The 19,050-nt window shown below is 43.2% G+C and carries 13 protein-coding genes; 1 reads left to right on the top strand and 12 read right to left on the bottom strand.

All coding sequences use genetic code 11. The features are described 5' to 3' along the window. Window positions 1-18: 18 nt before the first annotated feature. The 9 genes from R50912_RS07410 to R50912_RS33160 form a co-directional block, all read right to left on the bottom strand. Entirely contained in the window at window positions 19-1,212 is a 1,194-nt protein-coding gene (locus R50912_RS07410) for a hypothetical protein (protein ID WP_042233591.1), read from the bottom strand. Beyond that, window positions 1,200-3,611, bottom strand: coding sequence for a dynamin family protein (locus tag R50912_RS07405; RefSeq protein ID WP_042233589.1), 2,412 nt, complete (start codon window positions 3,609-3,611; stop codon window positions 1,200-1,202). Before R50912_RS07405 ends, R50912_RS07410 begins: the two co-directional genes overlap by 13 nt. Window positions 3,612-3,628: 17 nt before the next feature. Further along, window positions 3,629-5,983: a dynamin family protein gene (locus R50912_RS07400; protein WP_042233587.1), complete on the bottom strand. Its 2,355-nt coding sequence runs from the start codon at window positions 5,981-5,983 to the stop codon at window positions 3,629-3,631. Window positions 5,984-5,998: 15 nt separating this feature from the next. Next, the gene (locus R50912_RS07395; RefSeq protein ID WP_042233585.1) at window positions 5,999-8,326 is read right to left on the bottom strand and encodes a dynamin family protein; all 2,328 of its coding nucleotides are present in this window, start codon (window positions 8,324-8,326) and stop codon (window positions 5,999-6,001) included. A gap of 20 nt (window positions 8,327-8,346) precedes the next feature. Beyond that, window positions 8,347-9,642 (bottom strand): hypothetical protein, encoded by a 1,296-nt coding sequence (locus R50912_RS07390; protein WP_042233583.1) that lies wholly within the window; start codon window positions 9,640-9,642, stop codon window positions 8,347-8,349. 30 nt (window positions 9,643-9,672) lie between these two features. Beyond that, on the bottom strand, window positions 9,673-11,217 hold the full coding sequence (locus tag R50912_RS07385) for a hypothetical protein (RefSeq protein WP_042233581.1): 1,545 nt from the start codon (window positions 11,215-11,217) through the stop codon (window positions 9,673-9,675). 220 nt (window positions 11,218-11,437) lie between these two features. Beyond that, window positions 11,438-12,370, bottom strand: coding sequence for a zinc metalloprotease HtpX (locus tag R50912_RS07380; RefSeq protein ID WP_052416092.1), 933 nt, complete (start codon window positions 12,368-12,370; stop codon window positions 11,438-11,440). After that, complete coding sequence (locus R50912_RS33165) at window positions 12,367-13,161, bottom strand: hypothetical protein (RefSeq protein WP_197073049.1); 795 nt, start codon at window positions 13,159-13,161, stop codon at window positions 12,367-12,369. Before R50912_RS33165 ends, R50912_RS07380 begins: the two co-directional genes overlap by 4 nt. A 45-nt stretch (window positions 13,162-13,206) precedes the next feature. Further along, window positions 13,207-13,542, bottom strand: a complete 336-nt coding sequence (locus R50912_RS33160) for a helix-turn-helix domain-containing protein (RefSeq protein WP_156122994.1) — start codon at window positions 13,540-13,542, stop codon at window positions 13,207-13,209. A gap of 350 nt (window positions 13,543-13,892) precedes the next feature. Here R50912_RS33160 and R50912_RS07365 point away from each other — a divergent pair, with 350 nt between their 5' ends. Beyond that, complete coding sequence (locus tag R50912_RS07365) at window positions 13,893-15,425, top strand: hypothetical protein (RefSeq protein ID WP_042233580.1); 1,533 nt, start codon at window positions 13,893-13,895, stop codon at window positions 15,423-15,425. Window positions 15,426-15,651: 226 nt separating this feature from the next. Here R50912_RS07365 and R50912_RS07360 read toward each other — a convergent pair whose 3' ends face one another. The 3 genes from R50912_RS07360 to R50912_RS07350 all read right to left on the bottom strand — a co-directional run bounded on the left by R50912_RS07360 (window position 15,652) and on the right by R50912_RS07350 (window position 18,989). Further along, entirely contained in the window at window positions 15,652-16,323 is a 672-nt protein-coding gene (locus tag R50912_RS07360; protein WP_042233578.1) for a uracil-DNA glycosylase, read from the bottom strand. A 118-nt stretch (window positions 16,324-16,441) separates the two neighbouring features. Then, window positions 16,442-17,101: a hypothetical protein gene (locus tag R50912_RS07355; protein ID WP_197073048.1), complete on the bottom strand. Its 660-nt coding sequence runs from the start codon at window positions 17,099-17,101 to the stop codon at window positions 16,442-16,444. Continuing rightward, the gene (locus R50912_RS07350) at window positions 17,088-18,989 is read right to left on the bottom strand and encodes a DUF262 domain-containing protein (protein ID WP_042233572.1); all 1,902 of its coding nucleotides are present in this window, start codon (window positions 18,987-18,989) and stop codon (window positions 17,088-17,090) included. Before R50912_RS07350 ends, R50912_RS07355 begins: the two co-directional genes overlap by 14 nt. Window positions 18,990-19,050: the final 61 nt, after the last annotated feature.

Genomic DNA, 19,050 nt, shown 5'->3' with positions numbered 1-19,050 from the left:
TATTCCTCCTATATTTCATTAAGCCAATCTATTCCAAAGATCATAATGCTTCTCAATTATTTCTTCTACCGCCTGACATAGGATAACCTGCGCAACATGAGTAAAAGCTTCAATAAACTGAGCTTTATAGGTTTTAATGGCAGCCATATACTGGATTTCCGAAAGGCCCTCTGCTATTAAATCCCCCCTCTGAAAAGAGGCACTAATGTGCTTAAAGCTCATTTTCCATACCGTATCGAGCTTAGACTTCAACAGTGAGTCCAAATCATAGACTTCGCTTTCATCTATTTTAATTTTCACGAATTTCGCTATCAGCTCATTTAGTTTGGGGAGGAGATGCTTTCGAACTTGATTGTTCCAGCCCACAATTAAACCGGATGATTCATTGACCCAATTCTCATAGGAAAAAACAGGGTCCAAAAGATCTGCTGTAACCTCACCGGATACCATCCATTGATAGTCTTCATGAAAATACTTGCGAAAGAGCCTATGTTTTGCTTGTACATTAAGTTTGATATGAGACTGAATAGGAGCGAAATAGGAGCGCCTTGTATATAGCAGTGACGTAAACAGTTTGCGATCTGCAGCAGATTCTACCACTAATGTCTCATCACATATTCCCAGACTCGACCATCCTTGTATTGCTTGCTCTATGGCCGTATCCTCTCCTGATAAATCGGAATAGCCATACCGTCGTCCGCCACGAAGCAAACCTACTGTCGTATTCAGAGGCTTAAGATTCAAACGAAGCTCTGTCAATGTATCTACTGCGTTTTTTTCTTCGAATGGAAAACTGTCCACCCATAAGAGCCGTGAATCAGGCTTTAACCAAGCCTGCTCCCGAAACTGTGCCATGAATGACAAGTTCAGATCAAATGACTTTCCGAAGGACGGCAATATAATGAAAATAAATCCATGTGGAATTAAATCTTGTGATACAGGGAAATATTTGGCGATAACACATAAAGAACCCGGACTGCTGGACGGTATAGATATGAATTCTCCAGTTTCCAATTCTGCCCAGGCTGTATTTTGCTGGCTTGGAAATAAGAAAAGAGGAATCTCTGTTTCCTCGTCTGTCTCTCGGGATGGAATCAAACCTCTAAATGCAGGATCGAGCAGGTTACGAAACCAATCATATCGCTCCGTACCTAACATACCTGCAACAAAGACAGGCCGATGAACCTGCAATAGGCGTTTTAATGGATGCATACTTCATTACCTTCCAGTCTTGCAGCGGTCGCAACAAGATACTCCAAAAAAACATCAACTTGTTGAACGGCCTGATCCTGATCAGTGGTCTGATGATGCTTCTCCTCCAAGAGTCTCTGCAAATCATTTTGCATGGATTCCATCCTTTGCTTGCTCTCGACGGTCGCCGAAATAATGATCGCTTGCACCTGATGACGATAAGCTTGTTCAATTTCAAGTAGAAGCATGGCATGAACTCTGGAAAGCTCCTCCTCGAACAGACTTGCCAACTGCTGGGCATACGTTGCTGCAGCCTCTTTCCCAGCTCTTTCCCGCTCCACCTCAAGCTGTTTCTCAAGGGATTTTTGATTTCTGAGCTGGATCTCTTTCTCCTTCTTCACTCTTTCTTCTTTCTTGCGAAGTAGCTGCAGTTCGTCCAACTGATTTATTTCCTTCTGAATCGCCTGAACATGTCGCTGCTCCAGCTCCCGTTTTCGATTGAGGTACCCCGCTTCGGCAACTTTATCCAACTCATAATGGGGAGGGGTATCAAACAATGTTCCCGCCTTACTAAACCAATATTCCAGGGTGATCAAATCCAGCAAACCGGATTGTTCTTTGGGGAATTTTTGTCGAGCCAGAGTCTGAAAGTCCTTAGCTTTAACCATAATATCCTTAGCTTTATTCACTTTTCTTAGCAGTTCATTCCCTTTTGCAACGGTTTCTATCGTCTTAGTTGCAGCTTGCAGAGTTTTGGCAGATACATTTAACTTTTGGGTAATTTGAGTAACCTTCGCAACTTTTCCTACCTTTGTCGCAATCGTCGCTGTATTTTTCCCAGGGATAAACAGGGTCAGCCAATCGGCTACATTGCCGATTTTCCCCATTGTCTCTGATGCATTCTGGTTTCCTTCAACAAACTTCATTTGAGGAGAATACGGTTCAATACCCTCTACTTCACTTCGAGCCTCGTAAACGAAACGGCCCATCTCTTGTGCCATAGCTTGGACCTTTTCTGAGGTCAAATTATACTTTTTGAGTTCGTCATCATTTTGCTGTAATAGTTCAGCTATGAGTTCCAACTCCTCCTGAAGCTGATCAACAGCATACTCCCGCTGCTGATTCATTCGGTCCGTATTCGGAAGATTAAGCTTGAAGGGTGTTTTTAAATTCAATGTACTTTCTAATTGTTCAGATATTTCTTGAATACGGCTTTGCGCACCTTTAAATCCCTTTTCTATCATTTGCTGCTTGTAATCGGTGAACATCAATTGAACATGCTGTATGTAGGCTTCAACCTGTTCCAGGGAGGTGTTTTGGGTCCATTTCTGCATAGCATCTATATTGGATTGAAGTGAAATATCACGCGCAAATTTCAATGCACAAGCTTCTTTATATTGATTGGCATCACTCTTGATTCTCAAAAGAAAGGGAGTCAATTCCATTTGAATTTGATTGCTGCTGGTATGATGCGATTTAGTAATGATTTGAATCTGCTGCTCCAGATATGCCACTTGCTCTTGCAGCATTTCTACGTTTACACTGCCTGCAGATCGGAGCAACTCTTGTTTCTCCTTCAAATGACTATGAAAACCTCTTCCTAAGACAAGGAGCCGTTGGCCCAAACTTTGATTCCATAAATCTTGTAGACGAGGATTGATTTGTCTGACGATATACTCCTGTATGGCTTCAATTCGCCACTGCCACTGTGATTGCTTCAGAGATTCTCCGTCACTGGTTATAGCAAAAAAAGGGCGTTTCCGCTCAAAGTATTTTTGGAGTTTTGTATTCTCCAACTCAAGTAAATCTTCGAGAGATTCTTCCGATGTTTTAATCTCATCAAGCTTAGTTCTCACAAAAATCAGCTCAATACCCATTCCCTCAATTTTGCGAAGAAATTTCACATCATAATCTGTCAGAGATTTCCCCATTACATAGATTAGAAATTGTGCTTGCGGAATGATCGATAAAGTAGCATCTTCGTGAGCGCGAACCAGTGTGTTAAAGCCCGGGGTATCTACGATAATCAAACCCTGTTCCAGCAAAGGGTTATTCAATTTTAAATGAAGTGCCTTTATATCTTCTAGAGCCATTCCATCCCCCGTGTGTCGGTAGGATTTAAGCGCTTCAGGGGCTATGGACCAAATGGAGCCATTATGGTGTTCTATGAACGCACCTTCCTCTTCTCCATAGGCTATAAAGGTCGGAATGGCGGTAGTTTCAGTTCCTTTTGTCGGTAAATAATCCATACCCAGAAGAGTGTTAATAAACTTCGACTTCCCGGCAGAATATTGGCCGATCACGGGCAAATAGAACTCCCCATTAAGATGTCTGGATGATAACTCTTTAAGCAAATGCAGGCTGCTCTCATCTCCTAAATAGGAGGCGATTTCCTGATGGGCATTTATTAAATCTTTCATGCTTGGTTCCCTCCTACCTAGTCCGCTATATACTGATATTCTTCTGAAGAAATGGTGTCGACCTCTATCATTTCCAGTTCTGTGGCAAGCGTTACTGCATCCGCTAATATCGCATGAATGGATTCAATCTCTTGATCACAGCCCTGAATCAGGATCTCCTTCTCATCCACTGAGGATTCCAACTGCTGTTTGCGAAGCATTAACCGGTTCTGCTTCTGTTCGATCAGCTGTTGAAGATTATTTTGGATAATATCCACTGCAATATTACATAACTGGTTGCGCTGATTACGAAGCTCCTTAACGAATAATTCCTCGGCCTCTTTCTCCATACTATCGACAAAATCCTCAATCTCATTGCGAACCTTCCGCAAAGCGGCTGCATGCTTCTTCTGGAACTGGTCCTTGAACTCCTTCTCGATCTTCTCCTGCTCCTGCCGCTTCTTCAGGTTCAACCTCTCCAGTTGCAACATTTCTTGACGATATTGCTCCGGACTCTTCTGCGGGTCAGGTATCGCTTGTAATTTCTCCTTAAATTCGTTTGATTCCTGTTCGAATTTCTGCTCAATCTTGGCAATATGAGCATCATAGTCGCGACGGGCACTTTCATCAGTGACGTAATCCGTTCTTGTCACTTCTTTTTTTCCAACTAATCCGTCTCCAATCCACCCAAAAATCCCACCACGGCTTTTCTTTTCAGTATACTCCTCTGCTATCCGATCTACAGTGGGACGGGGACCGAAGGAAGCCAAGTAGGTCTGTTCCCGTTGTTTCAGATCATCCAACTTCTGCTCTAGCTCAAATTTCCGGTTCCGTTGCTCATCAGCATGTAGTCTGTCATCGATCGCTTTATTACTCCGGTCCTCTAGTTCTTCGAGCTCCTGCTCAATACTGTCCTTACGAGTGCAGTATTCATCCAGCCCAAAATAGAAATCAAAAGAATCCGCCTCAAGCTGGCCCTGCAACTGAAACTTAACCCCTTCATGCTTGGCCGAAATTTCGCTTTCGATCTGCTGCTGGTACTCTTTATAACGGCCGTGAAGCAATTCTGTGAACTCGTCCATGAACTCTTGATACACCTGTGTGGCAACTTGATTGTATTGCTTAACTATTTTTTTGTTGAACTGCTCGATATCCTGCTGCACCTGATCAAGATCTGTCCATTCCTGCACATCACTGATAAGCCGTTGCTTCATATCACGAGTGCGGCTGGTAAGTAGAATACGCGTATCCTTCACGATTTGATTGATCTCTTCAAAAAGAACCTGCTTCTTCTCGGTAAGCTTCTCTTCCACTTGTCGTATTTCTTCTTCGAGAGCTCCAAGCTCCAATACGATATTTTGAGTATCCGCGGATTGAAGCAAGTCCTGCCTAAGTTCATTCAGCTCCGTGAGCCGTGCAACAAAAAGCGTCTTCACCCGGTCCACTGGCGCGTAGAGCTGTTGGCGTGTTTTCTCTCCTTGTATAAGAAAACGCCATAGGCGCTGCTCAAACGCCTCCATTCTCGAAATGGAAAGATAGTGCTGCTTCTCTACTGAGGAATGGGAGTCCTTCCCCTGATAAGTCAGAGGCTGGCTACTTCTTGCGACCAATCCTGGATACGCGGCAACAGGCCAGATCTCTGGCAGCGGCTGATCCGGGAAAAACTTGCGATAGTTAGCCCGCAGATTATCCATAACATCTTCTACAGATTGTTCGTTGGATTTCACTACATCAATTTTGTTTAGGACCAGTATAATGGTATCTACCTTAGATCTTAGATTTGTAAGGAATTCGAAATCCGTCTTTCGACCTGGCTGCTCCGCAGAGAACATGAAGATACAAGCATGAGACTTTTCAATTTGTCTCTCTGTAATTTCCTTATGACCCTCAGCCACACCGTTGAGCCCAGGACTGTCAACGAGCATCACACCATCATTTAGAAACTTGGAATCCAGGAAAAGTTCTACCCGATCGATTTCATCCGCTACATGAAGATCACTCTTGGTACTTACAAACCGTTCAATAGTCTTGGCAGTGGCATCCGAATATTGCGGCTGCTTATTTAAATCCTTATAATAGATTGCCGATCCGTATCCTTCCGGCCCAGCATCCTTATGCCGCAGAAAATTAACAGTAGCCGTAGTTTCGTTTGTAAAAGAAGGAAGGTACTTATCTCCCATAAGTGCATTTAAAAAGGTTGATTTGCCCGCACTGAACTCTCCTACCACTACAATAGAGAAGTACCCTTTTTCCAGATGAGTGTATAAGGTTTCAAAAGATTGCACCTGATCCTGCATATCAATAGCTGCAAAATAATCCCGTGCCTGTCCCAGCAGTGACATCACTCGCTGCTTTCTATGTTCATATTGCTCCTTGATCCATTCAGTATCCACGAAACATTCCTCCTTTTAGCTGCCCGCCTGGGTGAATTTAATATCCAATGTATTTTGATATAATTGCGAAATCGCTTCCTGCAGGGCTTCAAGAGGCGCGATCCGCTGCTGTATTTCTTCCTTGCTGGATTGCAGCATCATATTTAGCCTATGCCTTGCCTCTGCCTGATTCTTCTCGTAAAAATCCTGCACCTGTTGCCGAATATTCATCATATTGTCTTCAACGTTTTGTTTAGACGTCTCAACTAGAACATAATATACCTGTTCATTTAAGAATTTTTCGATCTGCTCCATAAGTCTCCGCTTCTCCGAGCGCAAAAACTCGTTCTTCGCTTTCATTAAAATCTCATCATACTCAAGCTGCCCGCGGCGGATGTCTTCCTCAACGTGGAGCAACTTGGTCTCAAGTGAATTCAGTAAGTCAGCAAACTGCGCAGCCTTGGTTTCAAATTGCTTTTTTCTTAACCGTAGTTCCGTACTTTCCTGCTGCAGGCTATTCTTGAGGTTGGCATATTTCGACTGAATCTGCTCCTTGTTTCTGCGCCATTGATCCCTTGCACTCGTATCCGTTACAGTTGCCGTGTAGGCCTCCTCATAAGTGCTGCTGCCAAATAAACGAAATAGACTTACTTTACTCCTCTCTCTAGTCCGATAACGAGTCTCTTCATACTGGCGAATACTTGGCTCATTTCCTATTCTATTTTGCTCCGTTGCCTGAGTAACTTCGGCCTGTGCAATCCCTGCCTGTACCTTTTTCACCTTTAGCTCTATCTGCTGAAGCTCCTTAACCATCCCTTGCTTCTCGTCCACGATCTCTTTTGTCTTAATTAAATAGGCGATCTTCTTTTCCTGCAGTTTGTCCAACTGCTTCTCGAACTTATAGTCACTTCCATCAAATTGTACAGCCTTGATCACTAGAGTGCCTTCCGTGCTTATTTCCACCGAAGGTGCATAATCTTTTGCTCTCATTATCGAGGTCTGATAAATCTCCTCTAATATTGAGGAAATGTAGTAGTGATATTCATAGGAGAGCGTACTCATTTTGTTCTGCAACAGATTGCTGTATGTATTTTGCTGCATAGATAATTCAAACGCTTCAAAATTATCCAGTTGCACCTTCTCACGAACCTGCTCTAGGATAAGGGCAACATCCTGGGCAGTTTTCTCTTTTAATAACTTCTCCAGGCCTGATTGACGGCTGTTCATATAATGAGTTAACTTATCCCAATTCCTGCTAGAGAACTCAGCAAGCTGAATTAATCTTTGTTCAATATCACTTGTTTCCTTGGCATCCAGCTGTATCTCAGTGAACGTCCGCGCCTTTTCCAATTCCGCTGTAAGCTCCTCTAGCAAGCTCTGAAAAGCAGCGGATAACGAAGTATGAAATATCCGGTTCTTCTCTCCATTCAACACATCATTCCATAAATAAGTTTCAAAAGACTGGAATAAGGAGTCCTGCAAAAGTCTCTCACGGTCATCCGGTGTTAAGTCTACTAAATCCCCACTGTAAAGTCTCGGGATGGCAGCATCTTTGGCCACAAGCGCTTTAAGTGCAGACACACCAAAGGTCCGCAGGGAGGTATCCCTACCTTTTTCCCCGTCAACCAAATTAACAAACAGCTGATCTTGAAACGAATGCAGCATGTGCTCTACGTTATCTCCTTCTGAACTCTTGATTTCATCGATGAAATTCAAGACGAACAGAAATGAACTCTGATGCTTTTGGAGAATTCTTAAAAATTCCAGATTACTGTGCGCCAGGCTGCGAAGATGAAACAAACAGATACTAGCGTGAGCCTGCTTGATCTCGTGCATTGTCAAATCACGGTGTCCGTCCGCCACACCATTCAGACCGGGTGTATCAATGAAAACTACCTTTTCATCCGTACTTTTAAAATTCACATATACATCTACATGCGAAATCTCCTGGACCACATTTAAATTAGACTGTGTGGTTGTATACATTTTTAGAGCATTTGGATTTTCTTGGAGATCCAGCACAACATCCGGTTTCTGCTTATCATTAAAATGCACGACAATCGTATCTGCGCTGGGATGTCCGGCGGGTACATTGCGAATATATGTTACAGTTGCTGTAGTTTCCGTAAGCGCGTGGGGAAGGATATCCTTACCAATCAATGCATTCAAGAATGTTGATTTTCCTGCACTGAATTCACCTACTACCGTAATGCGAAATTCCTTCTCTTCTAATTGCTTTGCGATTACTTTGGCCCTGGTTTTATAATAGCTCTCCGAAGCTGTATCACTTAGATCCAAGGCTTCGAACCTTTCCAGGAATCTGAGCATCTGCTCTTCAAAAGTGTCTGACACTGTTACATTCATTCTCGGTTTTCATTCCTTTGTCATTGTTTCTTAAGATAAACCTTCATTAATTCTGTAACCGTTCTTAACTCCTGCTGATAATGTGGAGGGTGGACACCACTTTGCGCTACTTTTCCCAGAAGGGGTTCAATAGCTGTGAGAACTGGCTGTTCTCCTGTTCTCACAGCTTCCAAAAGCACTTGCAGCTCCAGCTTCTTATTTTGTACGTATACGATTTGCGCATTGGCTCTCTTCGTCAAGTCCTCTGCCAATACATGACCGGCTTCGCTATGATCGAGCCCTCGTAGGATTTGTCCCAACCTGTTCTGTTTATAGTCTATTTTTCTATCCACTTGAGTACGAACCTGCTCAGTTAATGCTTCAATAGCATGAATTAAGGCTGCTTCCTCTTCCCTGGCCAGCAACGATTTGAACTTCATTGATAATCTCCATCCTTGGCTGGCTCCAAGAATTGCACCTACTCCGCTGCCAATTAATCCGCCGGCAGGACCGAACAAAAACAAACCTGCGGCTGATACAGCATGCTGGCCAATCGTCCCCATCACTACCTTGGAGGAAGTATCGCTGAACACGTTGAACACAGCTTGACCCAAAGAGGTCTCATCAAAGATGAGCCTTTTGGTTTGCGAAATAGTTGATACCAGCAGTGAGATGTACGGAATTTCAAAATCAGTCAGATCCTCCGCAGCCAATAAAGAATCCTTAGTTGCTTGAACCACCTCGGCATGCTGAACATGCGTTGCATACACCATAGGATGGTTCTCAAAGGTATTTGCCAGCTCTTCATTTACATAAACAGGAATATCAGGATACTTCTGAAGATGTTCTTTTACTCCTTCAGGGCTTAACAGATTCTTGACCTGAAAAGGTGCTCCGTCCACCAATAGATCATAACCAGCTTGATTGGAAGTCTCCGGAAATTCAACGTCATATCCTTTGGCCTGCAGCTCTGCAGCGACCATCCGCTCTGCTACGTAGCCCTGCATCTGTGCAATATCTCCCGTGTCTAATTGTATATTCACCGAGTCCGCAAACTCAGAGTATGTAAAGAAGGAGGATAAATCTTCTGCCCTGGAGAAGTCGACCCCCTCCATCACCAGCGGATCTATTCGAAAGTAATCGAACAAAAACTCACCGGTGCTTATGACACCGATACTAAAGCTTTGCTTCAATTCCTCCGCGTTGCCAAATAAAAATGACTGCATAGGGTTTTGCGTTTGTTGATTCTTCAAGGGTTGCAGCGGCTCTTGGAGTGCTTCCTTATATTTGTGCTGATTCCACAATGACCAAAACTTGGGGTTAGGTATTCCTTTCACGAGGCACCTCATTAAATTCTGAATTAAGCACTAGATGTGTTCTAATCCATATATTCTCAGCTCATAGCTCTTCTGTTCTTTTCTTAAATCAGTTAGTGTTGTTTGCTGACGCTCTTGCTGTAATTCATAATCAGCCCGCTCTCGTTGCAGCTTCACTATATGATGGCGCAGGTCTTGGTTATGCTGTTTGGTTATGTAAATACGCTCCCGTTCTTCTCTTCCCCACTCCTGAGTTCCCGCAAGAACCTCATTCAGAAGTTTGTTCAGCAGCTCATTTTGTCTACGTTGAAGCTCCGAAAGATCCATGTGATTAGAAACGGATTTCACCTGATCCCTTATCCATCCCATCAATCCAGCCTCATTGTACTGCTTACTATGCCTAATACTGCCCGCTTCACGTCTCATTTCGATATATCGAGCAGCAAGCACTGTGAAGCGATTCGACACTTGCAGTTGCTCCAAATCAGTTTGGATCAGCTTAGTCTTCAATGCAGCTTTAGCATTCTCGATGCTCAGATTGTTCTCGAAGATGGTCTGCTCCTTACTTCGAATCTCGCCCGTTAATGAAGCAATCTGCTTCTTCCCATCCTCCAACGTTCTTTCAATATCCCTGATTTTAGTTCTAAGGATTTGATATTGATCGTGGGATGTTTTCCAGAGAGTTATGAGTGGGGTATAGGAAACAATCTCTTGCTGCCCACTTAGAAATGGCAGTGTGATTTGCAGGATCAGAATAGGCAGCATCTTATTTTGCAGCTTTTGATTCTGGGAACGATATAGGAAAAAACCCCCACCGCCTAAAAGAAGGAGGAGGAAAATTGGACTCGCAAGCACGGCTACAAAAGAGGTTAGTGCTGTATAAGTTCCAAAAGACAAAGTAACACCAAATAATCCCGCCAGTGAAGCTAATAAGGAGGTAGCAGTGGTGTAGAAAGCAAATCCGCTCACCTCCACGATAGCTGCAAATAAGACACTGGCACCGCTGGTCGCAACAATCCTTTGCAGCATCTCATTGGTCAGTTTATCCACTCCAAGCTGCTGCTTGATTTGTGTTTGCTTTTCTTCAGGCATGGCTTGAATAAACTTCTCTACTTTTTGAACATATTCTGATCGTGCATCTGCGGAAGCACTGTCTATTTCCTTCACTGCCAGTTGAAGCAACTGATCCAGTTGGAAGTGAACCATGGATTGAAGCGGCCCCGCATCAGCATTATTATTCTTATAACCCTTATAGTGAGAATCTTGCTCAGCCATCCGTCTTTCTGCGATTATAATTATTTGCCCAACATATTCCTCTAATTCCTGATCTGCACTGAGATGGGCTCCCCTTAGATCCATTCTCTTCGCCATCTCCAAAACAATCTGAAGCTGAAGATCTTCATCCGATCTATACTGAAGAGCAGTCACTTTCTCCTCCAGCTTCTGTATGAAATGATTGGTATCTCCTGGAAGCAGATCTTGAATTTTTGAGCCTAATAAATCCATAATTCCTGTATCACAGCATAGTATATATATGATTCTCAAATCTTTGCCATGCAGTGAGAATAAAGCTTGTCCAAATATCCGACCATTCAATGATTTTGAGCCTCCTTATCATGCTATTCTGAGAATAAATTCCGGACTCAAGAATCAATTTTCTATAAATATCGGTTCCAATGTACTATTATTCTATAGTAATTAGAAATGTCTGTAAATGTTGATTTCAATAGAATCAGCTAGAAAAATGTCAGGTAAAAGAGACTCTATGTACAGAGTCTCTTAGAGTAGTGTAATTGAAATCTGCACACCTCAAAAATCACATTAATGAATGGCTCCTTAAAGCCTCAATTCTTCGATCAATTGAAGGATGTGTGGATAAAATATCAAGCCAACTGCTTGAAGTGTGAATTTTGAAGGCAGCATATGCCTTTTGATTCGGTGGGGTAACCGGCGTTTGATGCTTTAAATATTCCAAAGCGCTTATCATCGAATGGCTATCCAGCAATTGAGCAGCCAGATGGTCTGCTTTGAATTCCCTATGTCTTGAAAAGGCTTTTACCAGCAAGCTTCCCAAAAACATAAGTATCACTGTTAACAGAAGTCTTGTGAGAGTAATTACCCAAATCATCATCCGGGAACCCTGCTCCGAGAAGCGGGAGAACCATTCTAGCAATTGCAAAGGCAAAGTACACAACATAACCACAGAGTTGATAACACTTTGAACTAGTGTAAGGGTTAGCATATCTCCATTCGCAATATGGGCAATTTCATGTGCGGCAACGGCAGCAAGTGCTTCTTCATCCATGTTCTCCAAGATTGCCGAGCTGAATGCGACTAAGGAACGATTCCTTGTGACTCCAGTAGCAAAAGCATTTATATCATCACTTCTATATATCCCGACTTGGGGTGTTTTCCCGAGACCTGCCTTCATACTTAACGTCTCAACGAGAGTGAAAAGATGGTGTTCAGCATCGCTTTGAAAATGTTCCTGATCCACTATATACATTTGGTGTGCACGCTTAGCCATCCAACGGGACAAACATAAAGAAATGAAAGGCAAAGTACAGCTTGCCAAAAGAACGAAAGGAAAGATGCCGATCAACGCACCTCCAGAAATAATCGATAAAGATAATAGAATAGCTGCATTTGCTAACAGAAACCAACTCAACGTTTTCCATTTTCCACTTTTAATTTCGAGATGTTCTGTAAGTGTTATTTTGTCGATAATAGATACCATCTCTCCCATCATAAAGAACCGTCCCCTTCAGTATTCTCCAGATTATTCGTTATAACCACCAGATGCGTGAAACTCCCACCGAGCTGATTCTCTACTTCAGTTCGTCCAACGGTATATCCTGTAATACTCACTACATCTCCCACCTTAACCGTACCGCTTGGGACCATACAGAAGAACTCCACGATCGTCCCATCTTCGCTTTCAATTACAATATCTGATGCTACACCTGCTTTACCGGTATCGCTACCCGGAGGGTAATCCTCAGCAATCGCAACCACTCCCGTAAAAATAATCGGTGTACCATAGTAGCTCCAAGGTGCTTTAATAACTTCCCCTGGGACAGCTGGTTCACCTTGAGAAATTACCTCCATAGTCTTAAGCATATCAATGGCCAGTTCTACGTTACCGTTCTCCATCGCATCCGGCTCATCAGTGTTCCATTCAGGATGGTTCAGTCCTTCCTTCACTGGTTTCACTTCAGCCTCTGTATCGTCCTGCTGAGAGGGCTCAGCTTCTTGCGCCGCATTCAAGGCAGCAGTCTCTTCCGACACGGTGTTAGATGCCTCGGCTGGCCTTTGCTCCTCTTGCGAGGCTAACACCTGGGGAGTCTCCGGATCTTCAGAGGTTATTCCTATTCCTATCATTAGAACTACTAGTGCTGATCCATACAATAACAGGACCCTTCCACGACCTCTTTTCTCCTGTTTTCCCCAGCGCACAACAGCCCCAGGTTTAACTAAACCAATAATAATAGATAGAATACAAATAATAACTAGTATCATCAACAACGCTGACATCATCATCACTGCTCCTTATTTTCTTATATTGAATATGTACAGAAGAACATCCTACTTTAAAAAATATTGAAGCGCTTGAAAGACCCTAAAATACATCAGTTGCTCATTCGGACTCCTCTGCTTCAATTCATGAGCAATCCGCTCAGGAATATTGAATACTGACATCTCTTCTTCATTACTTAATAACTCGGCTTCAGGCTGCTCTAATAGCAAGCTTCTGTCTACAGAAAGGGCATCGGCGATTTTCCCGATCATTCGAATGGTGGGTGAACGCCTTTTCCCACGTTCGATCTGTCCCAGATAGGAGGTGTCAATCTCGGCCCTATAGGCTAGTTCTTCCTGCGTCCACCCTAATTGCTTCCGTAATTCACGAATCTTCTCTCCCATTTGTATTTCCCGCTGATCTGATATCCCCCTCACCACCTGTTTTTGCTCCTTCTGCCCCGATCATAGAATAGAAAGTGAAATTTACCCACAGAAGATAACCTTGATTAAGGAGGATCTTAGTCACTATTATCCCTACTCCTCTGTCTGAAGTTATAGTATCATGGTCTCAGATAGAGCCTTGGCAGAAGTAGAATCGTTTTTCAAGAGAGTCAAATCTTCGTATTCCCGCTTAACAACTCAATATTTCAAATCTCTCTAGACTTAAGTTCACACGAAAGACAAATATGAAATAGAATACCCGAAAGCAAGCTGCACAATAGACACATTTGAGTTATATAAAGGAGCCTGAAATGAACAGGAGCAGAACACTGAAGCGATTTTTGTACAAGGAGTGCGATTTCGACTTTGATTTATCCGAGATTCATCGGGAATGGAGCTTGGACAGCCTGATTAAGGCTCTGGATACGGGACAGCCTCTTCACGATGCCTGCCTCCATTTGGGACTTAATGTTGAGCATACGGTGAAGTTGGTTAAGTCCTATTCCCTTCAAGCGATCTATGAAGAACAACGTCATCTCACGCCCAGACAAGTAGAATTAATGAATCAATATCACGATCACACAGTGTTTGACCGGACTCTTGGCGATATCCTCAAAGATCTTATGTATCTTGACCCTCAGGCCTGGCTGCAGACCTTCGAGAATTCCATTCTATATCTGAATGATGAGATTCCTTCGGAAAAAAGGGCTGTTTCTGCATCCTCCTTATCTGCGGAAGAACAAATCCTAATCATTGAGCGCCTTTTTGGCCGCAGTCCGCTCACCTTTGACAACCCGGAGGATACGGATGGCTTTGAAATGGATACTGTCAGACAAGACTGGAGCGAACACGGAAGCAAGTCAGGTGCTGCGTTCCTTTTTTTCAGTAGATATCTCAAGCAGGATCAATTTCTGCATCCTCACCCCAATGATATACTGACTAATCACCGGAGAACGAGAATACATAAGCAATATGGAATGTTCCAAAGTATTCTGAAGGACGTTTCGTTTCATCAAGAGATTACCGGAGATATGCGGAGATATGAAAGTGAACTGCATACCGCCTATGTGAATTATACAAGTGCCAAAATCGAGGCGGCTGGACTGCTGGATCTTCCTGGTCAAAAGCGGAAGGGCGAAGCTATTGTGAAATTGACCGCGCTTCTTACCCTAGTCAAGGACCCTGAGCTCCGAGTCTTTTTATTCGATAACTTGGTAAAAGAGCCCGGAAATCCTCCCTTTAATTTTGCTGATGAGAAATCGAAGCCCGGGTTGAACTACGAGGATGTAGAAGAGGAAATGTTGGATTCCGAGGATGCGCGTGAGGGACGTGCGGCATTGTACCTAACAATTATTTTCATCGCGGAGATCACTCTGAAAGCATTTGTGAAAGACAAGCTTGTTGAGGCTTCTGTTTATTTCGGAGCTTCTGCCATGGATTCCTCGCAAATTCCGGATCTTGGAGAGGAAGAAGAATTGTTACAATTGAAGCGGAAGCTGATTCTGGTAGCACTTATGCAAAAGAGGCAGAACGAAGACACTACAAGTTTATTTACCTCAAGGCCTTATACCCTAGATACTGGACCATACCAAGCCGCTTCCGACCGTACATACGCTTCTGTATATCAGTGGGTCTATAATGTAAATAAGGCCTATACTGCAGGCAAATTGTTTCCTGAGGCATGGAAACAATTTGCCCGACAGAGCAATCATAGAGTTGTAAGCAGTGCCGGCACTAATGTGGAACGTTTAGCTCTCTTCGACGAAGAATTCAAACATTTCACGCGGATCAAACCAGAAGATTTGGGTGCTGTGGATATTGAAAAATGGTTGAAAGAGATATAGGTATCAATTAAAAAAGCGTCACATGAGTTCATTTTGAACTTATGTGATGCTTTTTTTAACTCATACTATTTCCAAATTCCTTGCAAAAGCGACCTTCCGGTACCCTACAACTAGCCAAGGATGATTGTAATATCTCCAGGACATTATCCAACGCTTTTTCAGATTCCCATGCCTTTCTAGTATTACTAGGATCCAGTAACCTACAATGATCGGTTTCAAGTCTAGATTAAATACTGTCTAACCCGATATAATAGCTTCGCATTTGTTCCCGGAACTCCTTAGCATGATAGGCAGGATGAATGATATGATCTGCGGTGTCGATGCTTAACTTTAAACAGGTATCTTTGGCGCTATTACCGACAGAAACAATTCGTATATTTGGGAAAAGTTCAATGATAAGCTGTAGGATTGTATGGCCCCATTTTTTCTCGGCAATTTTAGGTGTACGATTTTTCATTACGCCATTTTCCATCTTAAACGGATGCAGGGGAAAGACATTCCAGAGAATGGGCGGCGACACCATGAGGTCAATGATCTCCCAAAAATAATTTGCCGACCCCTCATAGGAATTTCCCTCTACATGAAAGTTAGTCCCCGGAAAATGACGTTCCAGACGACCTTGACGGAGAATACGCTCTGAAGTAAAAGGAATCCCAGTCAGCGAACAGCCATGTACTCCTGGGGCTTCACCGATGAAGATTATCTTCGGGTTAATCCCGTACAGAGCCTCAAAATACTTGGTAAGATTGGCTTGGCGATCCATGGAGTCTGCATAGATGTTATTTACTGAGGGGAAATCCTGCTTGTCGACTATTAATCGTATAATCTCTTGGACTATATGGGTGAATTTTTCTTCAACTGAAACCTCTGGATGAAGCCATGAATCGTCTCCATTCATAGAACATCCATCCCCATTTGGTTATTACCCTTTATCATTGCTTTAAGTTTAAGCGGCTTGTGATGTATGTCCATTTCATTCCCTCCAGTCTAGGAAAGCTTCGGTTTGAAGGTTCTGACTACATAACGTTCAACTCTTTTTGTGCGTCAAGGATATGATAAGAAATCACCGCTCTTCGGAATACGTCCAGTTTGCTCACTTCATGGTGCAGTTGCAACCTTTGCAGCGCAGCTTCCACCTTCCCCCTGACTCTGACCTGCAGATGGACGAACGACACGTTCCCATCGCCGACATCAAGAATCTTTGCGATTTTCTTTAGATCACTCTTATTTGCCACTGGCGTCATGATTTCCATGTACAAGCAACACAAAAAGCGGTGGATATACTGATCCGGTGCGGGGCCAACAAGGCTTGGATGTATTTTGACAGCATGCTCAAACTGTACATTCTTAATCCGATTTGTTAACCGCTCATCAACAGGGCCTAATTTGCGAAGCTTCAACAGTTGGGCGACCTTTTCCAAGATTGTCCGTTCCTGAGTTATGATACGAACGAACCCCTCTGGACTCGCCTGAGCCATCCCCTTAGCAATAATTTTGTTCATATGTGCCCCAACTAAATAGTCTTCAATAAACGACAAACGATTAACCGATCCATCCCAATCCTCTATTTGTTTATGAAATTGCCGAAGAGTCTCTCCTGCCTCATCGTCATTGCGCTGATCACGCAGCCTCATCTTCTGATAAGCTAATTCTACAATGCCGTCATAAATCTCCATCTTCAACAATCACTCCCTTCTTTCTAAATCTTTGATCCTCTGCTTCTGCTTCATCATCTGTGATCGATAAATCAGCTTCAATTTCATCTACATGCCAGCGGTTTATGATCCACTCTGCAAGCTTTTGTTTTCGATTTATGAACTCCGCATAGGTCCAATCGTCATAACAAGCCAACTCGCGCTCAGAAAACATGCTAGATCCGGCATAGCAGCCCTTCTGCCCGGCTCCCCCCTTCTTATCGTCGAAGCCCTTGTTGCTATATGTACTATTATCAAATGTAATAACTAGATTACCGATATCGTGTGTTGCCTCCTCAATTTGTTCCTTCGTCCATCTCGAATGCCAGTAAGGCTTAGTTGGAGTCTGCGGTAAAATATGTTCGATCGAGTCCTGCTTATCCTTTTTCTGCAAATATACCCAGTCCATTAGCACCGGCTTATCAGCCGCCAAATGAAGCTCATATTCGTACAATAAATATTTGAGACCATACCATCCATACCAGTCGCTTTCTGCTCTCGTCTCTTCAATGAACTCCTTATTAGGAGAGTAGTATAGCAATAATCGGTGAACACTGATATACGCCTCCTGATGGGTTACTGCCCCATGGTATACATCATATCCGAGCTTAAACAAGTTCGATTGTCCGGCGTTAGAACGTTTACCCATGTATCGGTATACACGGAATGTGAACTTCTCGCACAACTTTAGAAGATCCAGATAAATGTCCAAATTTTCACTCTTCAGCCTGATGGCCATAAACAAAGGAATAAAAGACGCAATGACACCGATGCGTTGCAGCTTGGCCGTGTATTCTACTAACGCCTTCCTTACTGATTCATTCTTCGAACCGTAGAAAGCTCCTGGCCTCTTAGCATGAATCAGATCACAGTAGATTGTACAGCATTCCTTCAGTGTCTTTACATAAACCCGTAAATCATTGCGCAACTGAGGATGTCGTCCCTGATAAACCTTCAGATTATACGCCATCTTAATTGAATTACTGCCGTCCCATTGCTTGGAGTTGTAGTTATGATACATTAGCCAGCAGCTTCGCAGCAACTGGTTCTCGTCAGAATCCGCTGCCTCCGCAGACATTAGGCTCTCGTAGATATATGTCCAAGTCCGATTGATATCTACACCTAGTTCCTTACCACCGTCGCACGTTAACTTGGATGATAAGTAAAGTAAATAGTTTTTTGTCTTCTCCATCTCTGTCAACTTCTTACCACGATTGTTCATGACCTCGAAGATCACGCCTACATCAGTAGCCTTCGGGACTAAATAAACGGTCAGTTTCATCTTGTTGCTGATTTTGTTATATGTCTTATTCAGCCATGGCGGATACTGCTCTCCTAGCTCTTTCAACTTAATTTCCAAGTACTGTTCAAAATAGTGCTTAGCATTAAGTAGTCTCTGCTCTGATGCGATCTTGGTTGACGTTATGGCTTTATTTGTAGAAATGATATGCTGTTTATAAAATACATTAGTATCTCGATTGAGCGACAACTTAGGTAGAGTATCATCGTTCTTGGTGGTAGCAATGTACTTCTTTAGAATTCCATCCGCAAAGCTTTTCTTCCCCTCAATTTTTCTAAACTGAGAAGAAATTTCATGAAGAAGAATGGATAATGTCGTAAGTCGCTGCTGCCCATCCACTACATCGTATATGCGTAATGTACTGCCTTCATCGTCGTTAACATCACCTTCATCATGTACCTCATGAATGACAAGCGTACCAGTATAGTGTTCTTGGTCGTCCTCAAGTAGCTCGAGGTCCTCCAGCAGGTCGATCCACTGCTCCTCCTCCCAAGCATAGCCGCGCTGATAATCGGGAATGCGAAACAGCTTGTGCTGAAAAATATCTTGTACAGATTGAAGATGTTGCATACGGTGCCTCCTTTGTTAGTAACGATTTATATGTTTGGGAAAATCCCCCTGTTTGTTATAA

Origin of the sequence: Paenibacillus sp. FSL R5-0912, assembly GCF_000758605.1 — a bacterium.
Classification (GTDB): domain Bacteria; phylum Bacillota; class Bacilli; order Paenibacillales; family Paenibacillaceae; genus Paenibacillus_AQ.
This window is presented reverse-complemented; position numbering and strand designations above follow the sequence as displayed.